Origin of the sequence: Stenotrophomonas sp. PE591, assembly GCF_018320795.1 — a bacterium.
In the GTDB taxonomy this organism is placed as follows: domain Bacteria; phylum Pseudomonadota; class Gammaproteobacteria; order Xanthomonadales; family Xanthomonadaceae; genus Stenotrophomonas; species Stenotrophomonas maltophilia.
In genome coordinates this window covers 118,309-138,030 of the sequence record NZ_JAAOKO010000004.1, presented here as the reverse complement: position 1 = coordinate 138,030, position 19,722 = coordinate 118,309, and the positions used below count along the sequence as shown (strand labels likewise).

Annotated in this window: 14 protein-coding genes; 6 read left to right on the top strand and 8 right to left on the bottom strand. The window is 66.2% G+C overall.

Going from position 1 to position 19,722, the window contains the following annotated elements; all coding sequences use genetic code 11:
- The first annotated feature begins 68 nt into the window (after positions 1-68).
- Positions 69-1,520, top strand: a complete 1,452-nt coding sequence (locus JLDANKMP_RS12525; protein WP_212561270.1) for a S41 family peptidase — start codon at positions 69-71, stop codon at positions 1,518-1,520.
- A 58-nt stretch (positions 1,521-1,578) separates the two neighbouring features.
- Here the strand turns inward: JLDANKMP_RS12525 and JLDANKMP_RS12520 are convergent, their stop codons facing one another.
- The 7 genes from JLDANKMP_RS12520 to JLDANKMP_RS12490 form a co-directional block, all read right to left on the bottom strand.
- Positions 1,579-2,508 carry a DUF6708 domain-containing protein gene (locus JLDANKMP_RS12520; protein WP_212561269.1) on the bottom strand — a complete coding sequence of 310 codons (930 nt, stop codon included), beginning with the start codon at positions 2,506-2,508 and terminating at the stop codon, positions 1,579-1,581.
- Positions 2,509-2,570: 62 nt separating this feature from the next.
- Positions 2,571-3,590, bottom strand: a complete 1,020-nt coding sequence (locus JLDANKMP_RS12515) for a sugar kinase (RefSeq protein WP_212561268.1) — start codon at positions 3,588-3,590, stop codon at positions 2,571-2,573.
- A gap of 10 nt (positions 3,591-3,600) precedes the next feature.
- The gene (locus JLDANKMP_RS12510) at positions 3,601-4,788 is read right to left on the bottom strand and encodes a GDSL-type esterase/lipase family protein (protein WP_212561267.1); all 1,188 of its coding nucleotides are present in this window, start codon (positions 4,786-4,788) and stop codon (positions 3,601-3,603) included.
- Positions 4,789-4,809: 21 nt separating this feature from the next.
- Positions 4,810-5,562: a glucose 1-dehydrogenase gene (locus JLDANKMP_RS12505; protein WP_212561266.1), complete on the bottom strand. Its 753-nt coding sequence runs from the start codon at positions 5,560-5,562 to the stop codon at positions 4,810-4,812.
- A 42-nt stretch (positions 5,563-5,604) separates the two neighbouring features.
- Positions 5,605-6,909, bottom strand: coding sequence for an MFS transporter (locus JLDANKMP_RS12500; protein WP_212561265.1), 1,305 nt, complete (start codon positions 6,907-6,909; stop codon positions 5,605-5,607).
- A complete protein-coding gene (locus JLDANKMP_RS12495) occupies positions 6,906-9,134 on the bottom strand; it encodes an oligoalginate lyase (RefSeq protein ID WP_212561264.1) in 2,229 nt (742 codons plus the stop codon). The genes JLDANKMP_RS12500 and JLDANKMP_RS12495 overlap by 4 nt, the downstream gene beginning before the upstream one ends.
- The gene (locus JLDANKMP_RS12490) at positions 9,131-10,570 is read right to left on the bottom strand and encodes a polysaccharide lyase 6 family protein (protein WP_212561263.1); all 1,440 of its coding nucleotides are present in this window, start codon (positions 10,568-10,570) and stop codon (positions 9,131-9,133) included. Before JLDANKMP_RS12490 ends, JLDANKMP_RS12495 begins: the two co-directional genes overlap by 4 nt.
- Before the next feature lie 241 nt (positions 10,571-10,811).
- Here JLDANKMP_RS12490 and JLDANKMP_RS12485 point away from each other — a divergent pair, with 241 nt between their 5' ends.
- The 4 genes from JLDANKMP_RS12485 (at position 10,812) to JLDANKMP_RS12470 (ending at position 17,248) form a co-directional block, all read left to right on the top strand.
- Positions 10,812-13,703 (top strand): TonB-dependent receptor, encoded by a 2,892-nt coding sequence (locus JLDANKMP_RS12485; RefSeq protein WP_212561262.1) that lies wholly within the window; start codon positions 10,812-10,814, stop codon positions 13,701-13,703.
- 102 nt (positions 13,704-13,805) lie between these two features.
- Positions 13,806-14,549: a FadR/GntR family transcriptional regulator gene (locus JLDANKMP_RS12480; protein WP_005409753.1), complete on the top strand. Its 744-nt coding sequence runs from the start codon at positions 13,806-13,808 to the stop codon at positions 14,547-14,549.
- 117 nt (positions 14,550-14,666) lie between these two features.
- Positions 14,667-16,433: a wall associated protein gene (locus JLDANKMP_RS12475; protein WP_212561261.1), complete on the top strand. Its 1,767-nt coding sequence runs from the start codon at positions 14,667-14,669 to the stop codon at positions 16,431-16,433.
- A gap of 215 nt (positions 16,434-16,648) precedes the next feature.
- Positions 16,649-17,248 carry an NADPH-dependent FMN reductase gene (locus tag JLDANKMP_RS12470; RefSeq protein ID WP_212561260.1) on the top strand — a complete coding sequence of 200 codons (600 nt, stop codon included), beginning with the start codon at positions 16,649-16,651 and terminating at the stop codon, positions 17,246-17,248.
- 19 nt (positions 17,249-17,267) lie between these two features.
- Here JLDANKMP_RS12470 and JLDANKMP_RS12465 read toward each other — a convergent pair whose 3' ends face one another.
- On the bottom strand, positions 17,268-18,914 hold the full coding sequence (locus JLDANKMP_RS12465; RefSeq protein ID WP_212561259.1) for a fatty acid--CoA ligase: 1,647 nt from the start codon (positions 18,912-18,914) through the stop codon (positions 17,268-17,270).
- Between the two features lie 129 nt (positions 18,915-19,043).
- Between JLDANKMP_RS12465 and JLDANKMP_RS12460 the strand changes: the two genes are divergently transcribed.
- A complete protein-coding gene (locus JLDANKMP_RS12460) occupies positions 19,044-19,718 on the top strand; it encodes a response regulator transcription factor (protein WP_212561258.1) in 675 nt (224 codons plus the stop codon).
- Positions 19,719-19,722: the final 4 nt, after the last annotated feature.

Below are 19,722 nucleotides of genomic sequence, written 5' to 3'. Positions count from 1 at the left end.
CGGCGGGCGCGGTACGCCAGGCTGGAAAACTGCGAGACTGGCGTTTGTTCCGGCAAAGGGATGAATCCATGGTCATTGCAGGGCTGCTGCTCGGTGCGGCGCTTGCGGCGCCCACCGCGCAAGGCGCACCGAGCGACTGGTCGGACACGCTGTTGAAGGATCTGGACGCTGCCGACGCCGCCATGCGCGGCAGCCATCCGGGCGCCGTGGATCTGCGGAATCCGGGTTTCGTTCCGCAGCTGGAGGCCGCCTCGGCGCTTGCCCGCTCGCGCGCGCCCAATGTCGACAGCTTCGCAGGCTACTGGTGGGCGATGAAGGGTTACGCAGCCTCCTTCAATGACGGCCACGTCAGCCTCAACGCGCTTGCCGGCGCTCCCGATCTTCCGACGCAGTGGCCCGGGTTCCTGACCGGTTTCGACGGTGATGCGCAGGTGGTCATGACCGTGGACGGTGGTCCGGGCCATCCGCCGCTGGGGGCTCGATTGCTGTCCTGTGACGGCATCGATGCGCAGACACTGGCTGCGCGCCGGGTGGGTGACTTCAACGGGCGCTGGAACCTGCAGGCCAGCCGCATCCAGGGTGGTGGTGAAGTGCTGCTGGAGCAGGGCAATCCGTTCGTGCCCACGCTGCGCAGCTGCGTTTTTCAGGTGGATGGACGCGAGAAGCCCTACGCGCTGCAGTGGCAGCCACTGCAGGCGGCACAGCGCAAGGAGCGCCTGGCCGATACCCGGCGCAGCTTCCGCCCGGCCAATGGTTGGCACACGATGCCAGGCGGTGGCTACTGGATCACCACCAGCAGCTTCAATGCCGACCCTACGGAGCAGAACTTCAAGGAACTGACCGCGCTGCTCGAGCAGCTTGCTCCAAAAGCCGCAGCACTGCAGCGGGCACGGTCGGTCGTGCTGGATGTGCGTGGCAACAGTGGCGGTGCTTCACAATGGAGCATCGAACTGGCGCGACTGATCTGGGGCCGTGCCGCCGTGGACGCGCTGTCCGATCCCAGCTGGGTGGAGTGGCGGACCTCCGAGGCCAACATCGCCCAGTTGCGCGGCTTCCTGCAGAAGCTGGTGCAGGCGCCCGACGCGTCGCCAGAGCTGCGTCGCATGCTGGAATCGGTGACGGCGGGCATGGCACAGGCGCGCGGCCGGGGTGAGGCAGTGTGGCGCGAGCCATCCGATGCCAGGGCAGATACAGCATCAATCGCGGGCCCAGCCGCACCGCTGCGCAAGGGCAGGGTGGTGATCGTGGCCGATGCCTCGTGCGGCTCGGCCTGCCTGGATGCGCTGGACCTGTGGAAGCGGCTGGGCGCGGTGCAGGTGGGCGTCGAGACATCGGCCGACAGTCTCTACATGGATGTCAGGCCGGAGCGGCTGCCGAGCGGCCTGGCCAGGATTTCCGTACCGATGAAGGTTTTCCGAGGCCGGGTGCGCGGTTCGAATGAACCGCATGTTCCGGATCGTCGCTATGACGGCGACATGCGGGACACACGCGCACTGGAAGCGTGGCTGCTGGCGCTGTGAGGACGCGCCTGCCCATGACGCGGGATGCCCACGTGCTGTTGCCGGACGCAACGCTGGGTCAGCGCAGGTCCGGTGGATTCATCGAAGCGTCGCGGACACAGGGATCACCGGCGTCCGGTGTCAGGCGCGCCTCGATGTCCGGTGGAAACCGCGGAATCCTGCTGGTCTGCATCACCACCCAGCGCATGATCGTGTGCAGGTAGTTGAGTGGCAGCGTCGTGAGCCACATGAAACCCGGGAGCTGCGCGTCTTCGGCGAAGATGCGCTCCTTGCCGGACGCGAAGCTCTCGTGCTTGCCGTCCAGCGGCATGCAGTAGTGCACCGCGTCCACGACGGCTGCCGGTCCCTCTTCCATGTAGCGCCGCAGGAACTCCCAGTGGGCATGTGCGTTCTCGATGCGAGAGGTCGCGATGCAGAACGCGAACGTCTCCCGTACTGTGACGCCATCAGCGTCCAGGATCAGTCCGCGGACATCCCAGTTGTACCATCCGAAGGTTCCGGTTCCGCGGCCAAGCGTGAAATAGACCTGGTCCCAGGGCACGCTGAGGGTGGTGCCATCCAGCCGGAACACGTGTATCTGCCGGTGCTTGCGATCGAGCGCGATCGGATAGTAGGTCCAGCGGAACAGCTCGAGGCAAGCCACCCGGATGCTCGCTGCAGTGAAGGCGGCCAGCATCGCCATGCCGATGAATATCGCCTCCCACAGGCCGTTTTCATTGGGCAGCCTGTTCACGATCAGCAACCAGAGCAGCATCAGCATGCCGCCCAGCCCGAAGGCAATGCCGATCGCGCCCAGCAGGGCTGCAAAGCCACGCGCGGCGAACCAGCGATCCACCGAAACCAGGCCGTTCGAATTCATCTTCACCACGCACAGCTGCGCCAACGGCACGACATCCAGCCGCTTCTTCTGCAGCAGGCGGTGCTCGCGTTCAAACGCATTCAGCGGGCGGTTGTTGGGAAACTTGCGCGTGTATCCGGTGTAATCCATGGGCGATCCCTGCGCGATTCCAGCGCCCGTTGGATTCTAGCGGGATTCTCCCGGGGGGGAGATCAGCGACGAACGTCGAACGGGTGGCTCTCCATCAGTGCCCGGACTTCAGCTTCGCGGGCAGGGCTGAAGTCGCCGGGAATGGCGTGCTTCAACGCGCCCGCGGCCAGTCCGAAGCGGACGGTGCTTTCTGCGTCTAGACCGGACAGCAATCCGTGCAGGATGCCGGCGGCAAAGGCATCGCCACCGCCGATGCGATCAACGATGCCGGGCAGCGGCCTCGGAGCAGCCTGCGCGCGGGTTCCATCGCGTCCCAGCAGCAGCGCACCGAGCACGTGATGGTCGGCGCTGATCACCTCGCGCTGGGTGCAGGACAGCCACCGCAGGTGCTGGAACGCGGCAAAGGCAGCGGCCGCAGCGGCCTCGGTTCGGGCGACCGCATCGTCCTGCGCGAAGTGCAGCCCCAGCACCAGTTCGATGTCCCGATGATCCGCAAAGACAATGTCGGCCTCGGCGAAGACCTCACGCAGGATCGCCGCTGCGTCGCCATCCCAGCGTCGCCACAGTGAGGGACGGTAATTGCCGTCGAAAGACACCTGCACACCGGCCGCGCGAGCCGCACGCACGGCACCCAGCACCGACTCGGCCACGTTGGCGCCCAGCGCCGGACTCACGCCCGAGACATGCAGCAGGTGCGCGCCGGACAGCAGGGCGGGCCACGCATGGTCACTGGCATTGCTGCTTGCGAATGCAGAATCGGCCCGGTCATACACCACTTCACTGGCGCGCTGCACCGCACCGGTCGCCAGGAAGTACAGGCCCATGCGATCACCCTCCACTTCACGCACGGCGGCCACGCCCACGCCATGCCGCCGCAGCTCGGCCACAGCATGCCGGCCCAGCGCGTTACCGGGTACCGTGCTGACCATCTGCACATCGTGGCCCAGGCTGGCCAGCGAGACCGCCACATTGGCCTCGGCACCTCCCACATGAACCTGCAGCTGCGGCGTCTGCAGCAGCAGTTCACGACCGGGTGCGCCCAGGCGCAGCAGCAACTCACCGAAACAAACGACGCGGCTCATCGGTTCTCTCTCACTCGCGGGTGGTGCAGCCCAGCATGCGCAGATCGATGGCATCGGCCATGCGCCGGTAGCCTTCGTCGTTGGGATGCAGATGGTCGCGGGTGATCTCGTTGGGCAACGATTCGGCTGCCTTCGGGTCACGCAGCGCCGCATCGAAATCGATGATGCCGTCGAAGCCGCTGTTGCCGCCGCGTGCCCACTGGTTGATCGTGGTGCGGGTGGCGGCGGACACGGGCTCGTAGCGCTCGGAACCGCCGAACGGGGTCAACGTACCCAGCCAGGTGCGGATGCCGTGCGCATGCAGCCGCGCCGCAACCTGTTGATAGCCCAGCAGCATGTCCGCCGCATTGCGTCCAGGCAGCGGCTGCGCGCCACCGCCGTGGCGGATGTCGTTGATGCCTTCGAACAGGATCACCTGATCGGCGTCGGCCACCGCGATCACATCGCGATCCAATCGTGACAGCGCACTGTGGCTGCGGCCATGGTCAAGCAGCTTGTTGCCGCTGATGCCCTGGTTGAGTACCACGAACCGGTTCGGGCAGGCCTGCTGCAGGCGCTGCGCCAATCGCTCCGGCCACTGGTTGAAGGTGCCGCGGCGTGCGGTGGCGCCTTCCGTGATGGAATCGCCCAGCGCCACGATTACCTGGGGACGATCTTCACGCTGCACCATCACTGCCGAGAACACGTTCTGCTGGTAGCTCAGCCGCACGCTGTCGGCGACGGCTGTCTGCCTGCCATCTGCGACCCGCAGCTCGGTGCGGCGCACGGCGGGGCGGGTGGGCTGCGGGAAATACGCACTCACGCTGATCTCCTGCAGCGCCGCCACCGGCATCCGCACCGGGTCGCTCAGCAGCGCGGCTCCGACCGGCACCTCGATGACCGCGCGGCCATCCACCGTTACCGGCAGCGGTGCGGCCTTGCCGTCCTTCACTCCCACACGCAGGTCCTCGACCCGCAAGGGCGTCGTGCCGAGCTCGTTGCTGATGCGCAGCCGCAGCGCATCGCCACGGCTGCCAATGCGCATGTCCTGGCGCACGGTCTGTGCGGCGAACTGTACCGGCGCATCGGACGTTCCGTCCTTGCGGGCGGGCGCGGGCGCGGCCGTCCAGGCAGTGACCCACACGGGTGCGGCCCACACAGCGGGCGCCGTCATGGCGGAGCAGAGCGTCAATGAAAACAGAAGTGTCCAGCGCTGCATGGGCAGGAGTCCGGTCAGGTGTCAGGAGAAGTAGGTGCCGCCGTTGACGTCCAGATTCGCGCCGGTGATGAACGCCGCCGCATCCGAGGCCAGGAACACCGCAGCGTCGGCGGCTTCGTCCGGCGCCCCCTGACGGCGCAACGGGGTGGCACCGGCAACGGCCGTGCGTACTTCCGGCTTGGTGAATTCGTCGTGGAAGCGGGTGGCGATCATGCCGCAGCACAGCGCGTTCACCCGGATACCCTTCGGCCCCAGTTCCTTGGCCATGGCACGGGTGAAGGTCATCACCGCCGCCTTGGCGGTGGCGTAGATCGACGCGCCCGGACCGCCACCATCACGCCCTGCCTGCGAAGCGAAGTTGACGATGGCCGCGCCTTCGCGCATGTACGGCACCACCGCGTGCGTGGTCAGGTAGGTCGAGGTCAGGTTCAGGTCCATCACGGTGTGGAAGAACGCCGGGTCGATGTCGGCCAGCGGCCGGCGCTGCACCATGCCACCGGCCACGTTCACCAGCAGGTCGATACGCTCGCCGAACGCGGCCTGTGCCGCAGCGACCAGGCCGGCGACGGCCGTGGCGTCGGTGACGTCGGCGCGATGCACCATGGCCTGGCCACCGGCCGCCTGGATCCGTGCCAGCGTTTCCTGGGCACTGGCCTCGTCATTGGCGTAGTTGATGCAGACGCGTGCACCGGCGGCAGCCAGCTTGATCGAAACGGCGCGACCGATATCGCGGCCACCGCCGGTGACAATGGCCACCTTGTCCTGGAACGACATGCGGAAAACTCCTTGGTTTGCGGGGGAATGAAAAACGTGGGCTCAACCGCCGCGGCGGTCGAGCTTGTGGATACGGCCGGTCCACCACCACAGCGCGGCCAGCGACAGTGGCACCAGGGCGGCAACGAGGATGAAGATCGGGGCATAGGAGTGGCGGGTCAGCACCGGCACCAGCCAGGTGGTGATCAAGGTGCCGGCCACGGCGGCCAGGCCACCCAGGCCGGCCAGGGTGCCCACCGAGCGGCCGTCGAACAGGTCGCCCGGCAGGGTCTGGATGTTGCCGATGGCCACCTGGAAGCCGAACAGCACCGCAGCGATTGCCAGCACCGCCAGCAGCGGCTGGTTGGCCAGCACAGCGCCGAGCAGGGCAGGGGCCATGATCACGCAGCCCAGCGTGATGGCCAGCTTGCGGGCGCGGTCCACGCTGTGCCCGGCGCGGATCATCCGCCCGGAGAGCCAGCCGCCGCTGAGGCTGCCCAGCATCGCGCCGACAAACGGCACCCAGGCGAACAGGCCGATCTGCTTGATGTCGAAGCCGAAGGTTTCAGCCAGGTAGATCGGCAGCCAGGACACGAACAGCCACCAGATCGGGTCCAGCAGGAAGCGGCAGGCGAGCATGCCCCAGCTCTGCCGGTGGGCCAGCAGCTCACGAACGCTGGCCTTCGGCGCCACCACCGCCTGTTGCCCGGCCTGGTCTTCCTGGATCAGCCGGCGCTCGGCATCGCTCACCCACGGGTGCTTGTCCGGGCCGGCGCGGTAGACAAACAGCCATGGCAGCAGCCACAGGAAACCGATTGCACCGACCAGCACGAAGGTACCGCGCCAGCCCAGCCACAGGTAGAGGCCGGCGATGGCCGGCGCGGACACGATCGCGCCGATCGACGCGCCGGCGTTGAACACGCCTTGCGCCAATGCGCGCTCGCGCGCCGGGAACCACTCGGCATTGGCCTTCACCGCGCCCGGCCACGCGCCTGCTTCGCTGATGCCCAGCATCGCCCGCACCAGGCTGAAGGACAGCATCGAATGGGTGACCGAATGCAGGGCGATGGAGATCGACCACACGCTGATCGACAACGCGAAACCCAGGCGCGTGCCGATCATGTCGAACAGGCGGCCGAACAGGAACTGGCCGGCGGCGTAGAACAGCATGAACACCGTCACCAGCAGGGCGTAGTCATCCTTGGTCGCGCCCACTTCCCTGGCGATTTCCGGCCACATCACCGCCAGTGCGTTGCGGTCGATGTAGTTGATGACCGTGGCCACGGCAATCAGGCCCACGATCAGCCAGCGCACGGCTGAACGCACCGGCACCTTGCGCAGCTTGGCCACCACCGCAGGGCCGTTCATTTGCCGTCACCCTTGCTGCGGTCCAGGCGTGCATGGCTGCCGTTCCAGCGGTAGACGTGGCCGTCGACGGTCACGCTGTGCTCGCTCGTGGTGGCGCTGTTATCGGCGACACCCAAGGCGATGCGTGCACCGCTGGCCAGGCGCAACTCGATCACCTCGGCATCGCTGCCGCGGGTGCGCACGATGTCCCTGATGCGGCTGTCGGCGCCGTGCACGTACTCGGCGGTGCCGTTGTACTCGCCATGCGGCTCCAGCACGCTGAAGAAGGTGACGTCCTTCTGGCCGTCCACGCGCTGCAGCAGGGCAGGCTCACGGCGCAGGTTGAATTCCGGATCGTTCGCGCCGCTTTCCACCAGCAGCGCCTGCGCCGGCGCACTGCTGCCGAAGCGGTAGGTGTAGAAGCGCCCGTCCAGCAGCCACGCCAGCGACCGCGGCTCGCTGCCGGGTTTGCTGCGTGCATCCAGCCACAGGTGCTGGTAGCCGTTGTCCTTGCCCAGTACCGGGCGCTGGCTGGGGAAGTGCTCGGCCTCGAAGCCGGTGGTGACGATGTGGCCGTTGAAGTGCAGCGGCAGGTCGTAGCGCGCGGCCTTGTCGCCGTGCACCTGCAGCAGGTCCAGCACCACCGGCAGGCCCAGGTCGGGGTGGCGCAGCAGCGCCTGGGTGCGGGTGAACGCCACGCCGGGATAGGCATCGCGCATCGTTGCCGAGGCAATCTGGGTATCGGCATCGGCCTGGAAGAAGCGCACCTGCGGGGCATGTTCCTCGCCACGCTTCCAGTCGCCCATGAAGTGGCTCTGCTGGTCCACCACCAGGGTGTTGTGGGCCACGGTCTGCTTGGCCCAGCTGCGGTTCTCGGCCAGGTAGATGCCACCGCGCTTGGCTTCCACGTTGAGGAAGCGGGCGGCGCCGTAATCGGTCACCACCGGGTTGCCGTTGTCGTAGAACAGCCAGTTGAGCTTGTCGAAGTGGCCGTGTCCCATGCCCTGCATCGTGTCCTTCTGCACCAGTGCCTGGCCGCGTTCGCCGTTCATGCGCAGGATCGCCAGGCCGCCGCGGTCGCCGTCGGGGCCATCGCGCAGCAGCATTGGGCGGTAGTCGAAGGGCTTGGCCTTGTGGGCGGCCAGTGCCTGCGCCACCTGCAGGCCTTCGGGTGACAACAGCAGGCGTTTCTGCTGCTGGGCCACCGACAGCAGGCGGTCATCACCGGTGCGCGCATAGGCGATGCCGATGCCGGCCACCAGCTCTTCGGTGTCGATGCCCTTGTCCAGGATCGCATCGTTGATCGGGAAGAACAGGCCGCCATAGCTGGACTGCACCAGCACATCCACCGCCTTCAGCAGCACGCCATCGCGACGCGCGAAGATCTTCCGCTGCGGCTCATTGCGTTCGATGGCGTTGGCGAACAGCAGGAACGGCGCCAGTGCATAGCGCTGGTAGTAGGGGCCTTCCTCGTAGTAGCCATCGGGCGAGAACAGCAGGTCGATCTGCCGCAGGAAGCCGAACGTGTCGTCCTTCTGGCTGCCGCGCAGGGACTTCTCCACCAGTTCCTGGTCGCGCAGCACGTAGCCGGTCATGCCGGTGGCGGCCACCGCCCACGTGGCGTGGTTATGGATCTGGTCGTAGTTCTTCGGTTCGCTGACGAGGAACTCGGCCATCGGCCGGAACACCTTCGATTCGATGGTGTTGCGGTCCTCGGCGGACAGCACGTCACGGATCGCGTCATAGCCTTGGATGGCGTTGACCAGCCATACCGAATCGTTGAGCACCTGCCAGAACACGCGGCCGGGAATCTGGCCCCTGCCTTCCGGGTGCGGGCCGAGCGTCGGGTACAGCTTGGCATACTGCAGCAGCATGTCGCGCGCGTAGTCCACGTAGGTCCTGTCGCCGGTCAATCGGTACAGCGTGCCCGCCGCCAACAGTGCCTGGTAGTTGCGCTTGTGCTGTTCATGGGTGCGCCCGCCGCCCTTGTCCCTGGGCACCGGCACGTCGATGCCGGCCTTCATCATCTTCTTCAGTGTTGCCTCGGTACGCGCCTGCTCCTTGGCGAACCACGGGTAGCGGCGGCCTTCGCCGGCCATCTGCTGCCACTGCGCAGCGGTGACCAGCACCGGCGCGGTGTCGGCCTGCCGCGCAGCGGCAGCGGGCGCTGCGAGCAGCGACGCGGTCGGCAGCAGGGCGAAGGGGGCGGCCAGGGCCAGGGAAACGAACAGCGGCTGCAACCTCATCGATCAACTCCATTGCGGGTGCGTGACAGGGCAACTTCGCCCACCTTGGGATACCAGGCGACGCCGGTCGCCTCGCGCGCGGTCATCGCCAGGGCAGGATCGGCGCCCACGGCGGGCAGGGCAGGCGTGGCCGCCCACAATCCGCTGGCAGCCCGCTGCAGGCTGACGCCACGGCCTTCTACGCCTCCCGGGAACACGGTGCTGGCTGCCGGCGACTGCACGTTGCCGCTGAAGTCGATGCCGGCCAGCGAACTGGTGGCAGTTGGTGGGTTGCTGCTGTTGCGGTTGACGATCAGGTTGCCGGTGAAGCGGCTGCTGCTGGCGGCGACCACGATGCCTTTGGCTTCATCGTGGCCGACGCCGAAACTGATCTTCGCCACGTCCACGAAGGTGTTGCGATTGATCACGGCATTCACCACCGGCGCATAGCCGGACAGCGGAGGACTGGCCTGCGCATCCATCACCGCCAGTGCCGAGCGGTTGCTGGACCCGGCCAGCCGCTCGAAGTAGTTGTTGCTGACGGTCTGGTCGGCGTTGATGATGCGTACGCCGCCGGTGCCGGCCTTGTCATCGCCGAGGAAGACGTTGTCGATCACCCGGTTGCCGTTGCCATGGCGCAGGGTCAATGCGCCGGCCGAACGGTAGAACACGTTGCCGCGGTAGGTGTTGCCGCCGGACTTGTTGCTGATGATCTCGGTCTCGCCGTCGCAGCCTTCGAACCAGTTGTTCTCCACCGTGCTGTTGGAATCGCTCAGTGAGCTGTCGCTGGTGCCGACGCGGATCGTTTCGCCCCCGTTGACGCCCAGCGCCGGGCGCGGCCCGAACCAGTTGTGGTCGATACGGTGCTGGTTGTCGAGGCCCTGGGTGGCATCGCGCACCACCACCACGGTCGGCCCGGCGTTGGTCTTGCCGCGCAACTGGCTGTGATCCAACCGGTTGTTGCTGCCATACAGCGATACCCAGTAGTCCTGGTCGCTGGCATCCGGGTTGGTGTAGTCATCGATCACCAGGCCGGTGACGCGGCTGTTGCTGGCGACGGCCTTGCTCGACTCGCGGAACGCCACCACCGCATCACCCGGCGCATAGCCGTTGCGGAACACCAGGTTGGACACCTGCAGGTAGCTCCCCGCCAGGCGCAGGTCTGAGCGCCCGCTGAGGACAACCTTGCCGGCGGTCTGCGCGCGCAGCACGATCGGCGCGTCTGCCGTGCCCTGGCCCTTCAGCAGCAGCCGGGCATCGGTCCAGGTGCCGTCAGCCAGCACGATCTCATCGCCAGGCTGCAGCGCCGAGGCGGCGGTAGTGAACTCCGCGACATCGTGGACGAGCCAGCTGGCTGCACTCGCCGCTGAAGTGGTCAGGCACATGACCAGACCAGTGGTCAGGCAAAACAGTGATGGGTGATTGGACGGGTGACGCGCCAGCGAGTGAATGCGCATGAAATCCTTCCAGGGACGGCCGGGCCGTCGTTTCAGGGTGGGCCTGCATACCACTTTCGGGTCTGTTGTAAGCCAGCTTTCGCGCAAAGTCATGCTGCATGAGCACATTAAATTGCGATCAACTGGTATGGATCAAAGGCATTTGAACATTCGCATACCAATTGGTTGACATTTTCATGTCGCCGTGCCGAAGCTGCGTCCCACGCCTGGCATGCAGGCGATCCTTTGGGAGGAGGAAACCATGCGGCGACCCGCCGGAGCAGTGCACAGCATCTCGTTGTCCCCCACACCCCTGATCGTGGCGCTGCTCGCCGTGCTGGCGGGCCTGCCCACGGCCCAGGCGCAATCCAGCAAGGACGCGGCAGGGCAGGATCCCACCACGCTGGACCAGGTGCAGGTCACCGGCATCCGCGAATCGATGCAGAGTTCGATCAACAAGAAGCGCGACGACACGGTCATTGCCGACGTGCTGTCGGCCGATGACATCGGCGACCTGCCGGCGCCCTCGCTGGCCGACGCGATCGAGACCCTGACCGGCGCCGCCTCGACCCGCGACAAGACCGGTGCGTCGGAGATCTCGATCCGTGGCTTGGGCGCCTTCCTCAGCAGCACCAACTTCAACGGCCGCGAGATCACCAACGGCAGCGGCGACCGCTCGGTGAACTTCAACATGTTCCCGGCCGAGCTGATCAACACGGTGGCCATCTACAAGACCCAGCGCGCCGACATCATCGAAGGCGGCGTGGCTGGCACCATCGGCCTGGAAACAGTGCGTCCACTGGAGTACGGCAAGCGTGCGGCGCAGCTGGACCTGCGTGGCAGCTGGGCCGAGTATGACAAGAAGTACCGCGACGACGACGGCATCGGCTATCGCGGCACCGCCAGCTACATCGACCAGTTCGAGTTCGGCAACGGGCAGAAGCTGGGCATCTCGCTGGGCTTCCAGCGCCTGGATGGCACCGATCCAGAAGAGAGCATCACCAGTGGTTCCACCTGGTATGCCTGCGATGGCACGCAGAACGTGGGCAATGCCAACTGCAATGAAGTGTCCGCGCAGGCCATCGCCAACGGCGCGCCGTACTACCTGGTGCCAAGCAGCCGCATCTACCGCCTCAAGCAGGAGCGCAACGACCGGCAGAGCGAGTTCGCCGCATTGCAGTGGCGGCCCAACGATGTGGTCGAAGTGAACCTCGACGTCGAACACACCGAGCGCAACTGGTACGAGAACCGCAGCGATCTGAGCCTGTCCAACGCTCGCCGCGGCATCACCCGGCGCGATGTGGACGCAGGGGGCATCGTGCGTCACCTGCATGGCAGCACCTCGATCGACTCCACTTCCAACCGCTACTGGCGTGGCGAGGAATACACCGGGGGTGGCCTGAACCTGATCCTGCGACCGACCCCGGCCTGGGAACTGTCCACCGATCTTTCGTACTCGCACACCAATCGCCTCGACAGCGAGCGCATGACCCGCCTGCGCGCCAACCAGCGCGACGTCAACAATGCCATCGTGCCGGGCATCAGCAGTGGTGCCACCGGCTACGTGGACTATGACTGGGACTGGCACGGCGAAGTGCCCAGTGTTGCCCTGGCGCCGAACTTCGACCCCAACAACTGGGACGCCTACACCGGCGCGGCGCGCGTCACCTCCAGCGCAACGGAGAACGACCACAGGATCAAGGCCGGTCGCTTCGATGCCAGCTTCATGCCCGAGTCCGGCTTCTTCACCCGCATCAAGGGCGGCGTGCGTGCCAGCCAGGCTGACTACCGCCTGCGCGACAACACCCTGGTAACCGACTACGACCAGCGCGTGGCGGCCGACAAGGCGAAGATCATCGCCGCCAACCAGGCCTGCCGCGCACCGTTCCCGCAGGATGACTTCATGGATGCCGCCAGCGGCAACACGATCTCCTCGTGGGCGTACTTCGATCCGAACTGCCTGTACCAGTCGTTCCGTGGCAGCCTCGACAGTGGGTTGGATCCGGGTTTCCAGGATCCGAACAATGTCGATATCACCGAGAAGACACGCGCGCTCTATCTGATGGGGGAGTTCAGCAGCAGCCTGTTCGGCTTGCCGGTGACCGGCAACCTCGGCCTGCGCTGGGTCAAGACCGATGTTCGCTCCGAAGGCGTGCGTACCGGGCTGCGTATCGAGGACAATGGTGACGGCACGATCCGCCTGCAACCCACCGGTGCGTACAGCACGCAGGTGTTCAAGGCGGGCAACGACAAGCTGCTGCCCAGCCTCAACGCGGCCTTCGAACTGCGCCCGGACGTGTTGCTGCGGGTCGGTGCATACCGCGCGATGTCACGGCCGGACATCGCCGCGCTGGGTGCCGGGCGCACCATCAACGTGAGCAGTGATGCCACCTACGGCAATCTGGCCGACGCGCTGGATGACATCAGCGCCAGCGGCAACCCCGCCGCGCAGCCGCTGATGTCCTGGAACGGCGACCTGTCACTGGAGTGGTACCCGAACCCGGACACGATGCTGGCCGGCGCGGTGTACTGGAAGCAGTTCAACGGCGGCACCGCCACCGCGCTGGTGCCGGAGACCTACACCATCGATGGCCAGAGCGTGACCGTGCCGGTACGCCAGCAGGTAACCACCGACGAGGACAGCACGCTGACCGGCTTCGAGCTGACCGCCACCCATCGACTGTCGTACCTGCCCAAGCCGTTCGACGGACTGGGCTTCAAGGTCAGTTACAACTACGCCGATGCCGACTACCAGACCCAGGACTCACGACTGGGCGAGCAGCTGGCCAGTGACGGCACGATCATTCCGGCGATCGTGCCGCCGGCGGGCCTCAGCGGCTTCTCGCGGCACGTCCTGTCCGGCTCGATCTACTGGGACGTCGGGCGCTTCAACATCCAGGCCATCGGCAAGTTCCGCTCGCACTACTACCAGGACTTCACCGGCAACACCGCACAGCAGAACCGCTACTACGATGACAACACCAGCGTGGACCTGCGCCTGCGCTACCGGGTGAACAAGCGGTTGTCGCTGTCGCTGGAGTTGATGAACCTGACCAACGAGCCGCGCGTGGCCTACCAGCCGCTTTATGGGAACTTCCGCGAAGTGGTGACCTACGGGCGACGTGCGTATTTCGGTGTACGATACAAGTTCTGAACAGGGCGGCGCGGCCAGTGGTCGCGCCGTCGCTCCAACCGGACCCTTGCCGGCCGCGGTGGCAGGGCAGGGACCGGGAAGGAATCGCCAAGGGTCAGCCGCATGTCCGCCAACCGCCTTTACCAGACCATCGCTGCCAAGCTCCGCAAGCTGATCGAGGACGGCGAATTCCCGCCGGGCTCGCGGCTGCCGGGCGAGCGTGAACTGGCCGAACGGTTCGGTGTCAGCCGGGTCACCATCCGCGAAGCCGAGATCGCACTGGAAGCACAGGGCTGGATCGCGATCCGCATCGGTTCGGGCGTGCATGTGAAGCCGCGCCCGACGCAGGCGCCCGGCGGGCTGCCGGATGTCAGCGCCTTCGACCTCACCGCTGCCCGCGCGGTATTCGAGGCCGAGGCCGCCGCTCTGGCGGCAAGCAATCTGGATGATGCCGGCATTGCCGAGCTGCAGGCGTTGGCCGAAGCGCTGTGCCGTCGCGACCTGAGCGACGCGGAAGCCGGCGAGTACGACCGCCGTTTCCACCTGGCCATCGCACGGCTTTCCGGCAACCCGGTGGTGGAGTTCTTCGTGCAGCAGATCTGGCGCATGCGCAGCGAACTGCCGCGGGTAACCGAGGTCTATGCACGGGTCTGCCATGATGATGGCGCCAGCCGTGCCGACGAGCACATGGCGATCTTCGAAGCCCTCCGCGCGCGCGATCCGGTGGCCGCGCGCAATGCGATGCGCCATCACTTCCAGCGCCTGTTCGAGGCCATGCTGCAGGCGACCGAAAGCCAGGCGCTGGAGGAGATCCGCCGCCGCACGCAGCAGGACCGCGAACGGTTCATGGCCACGACGCGTATCTGAGTAACGGCGTTTCCAGGGCCGCCGGGGCGGGTCAGGACGCTGTGACGTGCGGGGAATCATCCTTGCCGGTGCCGACGAGCGCGAAGTAAGCTCTGCTTCGTCGACGAGGGGGACACCATGTACGCAAGGATCGCGGCAGCTGCGCTGCTGTGTATGACGGCCCTGCCTGCGTCGAGCGCCAACCGCGGCTCGACGGTGATGGAGGATTACGCGGCGGCGCTGAATGCCCGCGGGCAGATTCTGCAGTTGGATACCGGTGACATGTTCGGGGAAAGGATCGGGCTGTTTACCGGCTCGGTGGAATTCCTGCAGACCGACGTCGACCTGCCGGGCAACAGTGCGCTGGAGGTGGGCATCAAGCGGCGCTTGGTGGCAGGTGCGCAGGGCCGGCAGGGATTGGGCATGTTCGGGGTGTGGGACCTGGCCCTGCCCAGGGTGCATGGAACGTTCAGCACCCAGGGGGGATGGAAGAATTACGTGGTGGCCGAGCCGCTCAACCGCTGTTCGAAGTTCACCCCGCCTCCAACCGAGATCGTCACGGTGAAGGCACAGACGCCGACAGGACCGGGGACATTCACCGAGTACTTCAACTCCGACGAGTTCTGGCATGGAACGCAGCTCTACCTGCCAGAGACCGGTGACGAGGATCTACTCGCGCAAAGCAACGAATGGCCCGTGCCGAGTACAGGCCATGCGTACCCGATGCGAACCAAGAGCGGCAATGTCATCCGCTGCGTCGCCATGGACGATGGGGCGGGTGAGGGCTTCGAAGTCACGACGCCTGCCGGTATCACCTATACGCTCAATCATATGGCCAGCCTTGGCAGCGGACCGCCATTGATCAAGAAGGGATACTCGCGGGGAAACTTCGGCTCGGTTACGGAGTTCGAGTTCGTTCTTTTCCGGCAGGAGTTCCATATTCTTCCGACCAGTGCCCGAGACCGGTTTGGAAATTCGGTGACCTACACGTGGGATCCGGCAAATCCACGGCAGTTGCTGCGCATCGCAGCCAACGATGGCCGCACCGTCGATCTCGAATGGACGGCTGGATCGCCCAGCACGCTGCCAAGCGAAGTGAGCGCGGTCCGTGCGGGCGGGAGGACGTGGACCTACGGTACCGTGGTGGGTGGCTACAAGGTCACCTTCCCGGACCAGTCCTACTGGCAGACTACGGGGTTCAACGTAGGCACCATGGGTGCCGGTGCCGTTCCCGCAGAGCGGGGTTTCTGCCGGAATCCGGGTGTGGTGACCTACGGCCATTCCGGTTCGATCCGCCATCCCAGTGGTGCAGTGGCGAAGTATCGCTTCGAGCCGACGCTGCATGGCCGCTCGTGGGCGCGTTATGGCTGCAATATGCCCGACAGCACCGGTAGCGGGTTCCTCGACTCGATCGAATACACGCCCGCCAGGTACTACACGTGGTCGCTGGTTTCCAGGACAGTCACCGGGCCGGGCATCGACCAGCCTTATACGTGGGCCTACAGTTACGGCCCGGCCAACGGGTGCTATGCCGACGGCAGCAAGGAACTGTGCCAGGCCAATTCGCCGGCCACGAAGTGGGTGGACGTCAAGGATGCAGAGGGTGTCACCACCCGACACACCTTTGGCAATCGATTCAATGTGGACGAAGGCTATCTGCTTTCCTCGGTCCAGCCGGGCCGCGCCACCACCCTCAGCTATCAGCTTGACGCTTCCGGCAGCTATCCGGCATTGGCCGGGCGACCGGCATATCAGCGTGCCAGCGGAATCATCGCAGCCAAGCAGATACCGTTGTTGCAGAAGGTCATCGAGCAGGATGGCGTACGCTACCTCTGGAAGGTCAATACGTTCGACAGCATGGCACGACCAGTGTCCATCACTGAAGCCAGCCAGCCCGTGCAGTAGGCGTACGGTGTGGCGGGACAGGGGCGGCAACGCGGGCAGTGGCACGTGCTGGATTGCCCCGCCGCGCCCTGTTCACCCTGGAAGAGGGAGCAGCAAGGACGAAGGCACTACACCGCCGGAACCGTGATCCTCTGCAGATCCAGTCTGGCCCTGGCCCACCCGTGCTGTCGATGCCTGGCCCGTGACCCCGCATCGACGCATCCGAGGAATCCCGCATGTCCGACACCCCTCCACCGCTGAACATCCTGGCGTTTGCCGGCAGCCTGCGCAGCAACAGTTACAACCGGCGCCTGGTCAGGGCTGCAGCAGGTGCCGCACCTGCGGGCCTGCTGCTGACCGTGCATGACACCCTTGCCGATATTCCGCTGTTCGACGAAGACCTGGAAGCCGCCGATCCGGCCGGTCCTGCCGGGGTCAAGCGCCTGCGCGCGGCCATTGCATCCGCTGACGGCGTGCTGATCGCCACGCCGGAGTACAGCCAGTCACTGCCCGGCGTACTCAAGAACACGCTCGATTGGCTGTCCCGCGACGATGCCGAGTACCGCACGGTCCTTTCGGCCAAGCCGGTGGCGATCATCGGCGCTACGCCGGGTCACTGGGGCACCAAACTGGCACAGTCGCAGCTGCGCCATACACTGACCGCCATGGGCGCATTGACCATGGCCTCGCCACAGCTCTATGTGGCCGAAGCAGCGGCCGCCTACGACGATGACGCGGAAGATTTCGACGCGGCGACGCGCAAGCGCCTGCAGCGCTTCCTGGAGGGATTCCAGAGCTGGGTCCAGCTGCTGCAGGGTGGGGCGTCGCGCGCTTGAGCGGTGCCGGCAGAGGCCGTCATCGCCCGCCGGTGCCAAGGACCGGATCATGCAGCCCGCGCAGCTTCTTCTTGTTGATCTTGCCCACGCTGGTCCGCTCGATTGCATCCACGAAGCTCACGCGCTCCGGGATCGCATAGCGTGAGATGTCTCCGGAACGGCTGCGCGCCGCGACCAGTTCGATGATCTCCGCTTCGGCCACATGGCTTCCCGGCTTCCTGACCACCAGTGGCAATGGCCGCTCGCCCCATTTCGTGTCGGCGATACCGATCACCGCGACCTCGCTGACCGCCGGGTGCAGTGCGATGATGTCTTCCAGCGCGAGCGATGAGATCCATTCGCCCCCGGTCTTGATCACGTCCTTGATGCGGTCGGTGACACGCAGGTAGCCAGCTTCGTCGATGTTGCCGATGTCGCCGGTGTGCAGGTAGCCGCCCGCCCACAGCGTTGCCGAGGCGTCGGGATCGTGCAGGTAGCCCTGGGTCAGCCAGGGGGCGCGCGCCACCACTTCACCGGTGGCGATGCCATCATGGGCGACATCGCCCATGTCCGGGTCGACGATGCGCAGGTCCACCAGCGGCACCGGAATGCCGGCCTTGGTGCGCAGTGACAGCACCTCGTCGGCATCGGTCACGCTGTCCACGTCGATCTGGGCGATGGTGAGCAGAGGGCAGGTCTCGGACATGCCATAGCCGCCGAAGATGTCGATGCCCCGCGCCAGTGCGCGCTGCGCCAGGGCACGGGGCAGGGCGGCACCGCCGATGATCACCTTCCAGCCCTCCAGGTCGGTCTGCGCGGCGTCCGGGTGCTCCAGCAGCATGTGCAGGATGGTTGGCACGCAGTGCGAGAAGGTCACCTTTTCGCGGGCGATCAACGCCAGCAGTTTTGCAGGCAGGTAGCGCCCCGGATAGACCTGCCTGATGCCCATCGCGGTAGCCACGTAGGGCAGGCCCCACGCGTGCACATGGAACATCGGGGTGATGGGCATGTAGACATCGTCACGATGCAGGCGGCCCTGGCGGGGTGCGCCGCCGAGCGCGGCCATCGCCGCCAGCGAATGCAGTACCAGCTGCCGGTGGCTGAAATAGACCCCCTTGGGCAATCCGGTGGTTCCGGTGGTGTAGAACACCGTGGCACGGGCATTCTCGTCGAAGTCCGGGAAGCGGACGACCGGCGTGGCACCGCGCAACCCCGCTTCGTACTCGGTGGCGAAGCCTGGCGGCGGCGGGCCACCGGCGTCGTCCAGCAGGATGCGCGTGCGCAGGTCCGGCAGCTGCTCGTCGATGGCGTCCAGCAGCGGCAGGAACTCGCGGTTGGCCAGGATCACCCGCGCGCCGCTGTGGTTCAGCGTGTACGCGATCTGCTCGGGGGCCAGGCGCACGTTCACCATCATCAGCACCGCACCGATCATCGGAACCGCGAAGTAGGCCTCCAGGTAGCGGTTGCTGTCCCAGTCCATCACCGCCACCGTGTCGCCGTGGCCGACGCCCAACGAGGTCAACAGGCCGGCCAGCCGGCCGATGCGCGCCTGCAGGGTGCGGTAATCGAATCGGAGCTGGTCGCCATAGACGATTTCCTGTTCAGGACTCACCGCCAGCGGCATCAGCAGCAGCTGCTTGATCAGCAGTGGATAGGCATGGGCATCGGGAGAGGGGGCGGATGACATGGCGTTTCCTCGTGGGCGGCGTTGCAGTCGCCGGCCTTCTCCGCACCACACTAGCAAGCCCTTCCTGCTGTACCAGCGTACCTAGGTACCTGTTCCCGCCCGCACGCTATTTGATAATCTCGCCGGGACATGCCAACCCTGCTCATTGCCGACGATCACCCCTTGTTCCGTGCGGCACTGCATCGCGCGGCGGAAGAGGCAGTCGCCGATCTGCAGATCAGCGAGGCGGATTCGCTGGACAGCGTGCTGGAGGCGATCGAGAGCCAGTCGATCGACCTGATGCTGCTGGACCTGCACATGCCGGGCAACCACGGGTTGGCCGGTCTGGCCACGATCCGTGCGTTGCAGCCGGGCCTGGCGATCATCATCGTCTCCGCCAACGAAGAGCCGCAGGTGATCCGTCGCGCCATCGACCTCGGCGCCGCGGGCTACCTGCCCAAGAGCTCGGGTTTGAACGAGCTGCAGTCCGCGCTGCAGTCCGTGCTGGAGGGCGAACGCTGGATCCCGGCGCTGCTGCGCGAGCCGGTGGCGCGGGTAGCGCCGTTCAGCAGGGATGCCGACCTCGCCGCGCGCCTGGCCAGCCTGTCGGCACATCAGTACAAGGTGCTGGGGCTGGTGGCCGAGGGCTTGCTCAACAAGCAGATTGCCGACCGGCTGGGCGTACAGCTGCGCACGGTCAAGGCGCACATGACACGCATCATGGAGCGGCTGGGCGTGCGCAACCGCGCGCAGGCCATCCGCGTGCTGCACGAAATGGGGTTGGCCGATCCGTCCCGGCAGATCGAAGAGCTGCCCGAGCGCTGAACGG

Coding starts and splice junctions, on each gene's coding strand:
- JLDANKMP_RS12510 (WP_212561267.1), bottom strand. CDS start 4,788: ATGCAGCGCTGGACACTTCTGTTTTCATTGACGCTCTGCTCCGCCATG.
- JLDANKMP_RS12495 (WP_212561264.1), bottom strand. CDS start 9,134: ATGAGGTTGCAGCCGCTGTTCGTTTCCCTGGCCCTGGCCGCCCCCTTC.
- JLDANKMP_RS12465 (WP_212561259.1), bottom strand. CDS start 18,914: ATGTCATCCGCCCCCTCTCCCGATGCCCATGCCTATCCACTGCTGATC.
- JLDANKMP_RS12470 (WP_212561260.1), top strand. CDS start 16,649: ATGTCCGACACCCCTCCACCGCTGAACATCCTGGCGTTTGCCGGCAGC.
- JLDANKMP_RS12460 (WP_212561258.1), top strand. CDS start 19,044: ATGCCAACCCTGCTCATTGCCGACGATCACCCCTTGTTCCGTGCGGCA.
- JLDANKMP_RS12485 (WP_212561262.1), top strand. CDS start 10,812: ATGCGGCGACCCGCCGGAGCAGTGCACAGCATCTCGTTGTCCCCCACA.
- JLDANKMP_RS12500 (WP_212561265.1), bottom strand. CDS start 6,909: ATGAACGGCCCTGCGGTGGTGGCCAAGCTGCGCAAGGTGCCGGTGCGT.
- JLDANKMP_RS12490 (WP_212561263.1), bottom strand. CDS start 10,570: ATGCGCATTCACTCGCTGGCGCGTCACCCGTCCAATCACCCATCACTG.
- JLDANKMP_RS12515 (WP_212561268.1), bottom strand. CDS start 3,590: ATGAGCCGCGTCGTTTGTTTCGGTGAGTTGCTGCTGCGCCTGGGCGCA.
- JLDANKMP_RS12525 (WP_212561270.1), top strand. CDS start 69: ATGGTCATTGCAGGGCTGCTGCTCGGTGCGGCGCTTGCGGCGCCCACC.
- JLDANKMP_RS12475 (WP_212561261.1), top strand. CDS start 14,667: ATGTACGCAAGGATCGCGGCAGCTGCGCTGCTGTGTATGACGGCCCTG.
- JLDANKMP_RS12480 (WP_005409753.1), top strand. CDS start 13,806: ATGTCCGCCAACCGCCTTTACCAGACCATCGCTGCCAAGCTCCGCAAG.
- JLDANKMP_RS12505 (WP_212561266.1), bottom strand. CDS start 5,562: ATGTCGTTCCAGGACAAGGTGGCCATTGTCACCGGCGGTGGCCGCGAT.
- JLDANKMP_RS12520 (WP_212561269.1), bottom strand. CDS start 2,508: ATGGATTACACCGGATACACGCGCAAGTTTCCCAACAACCGCCCGCTG.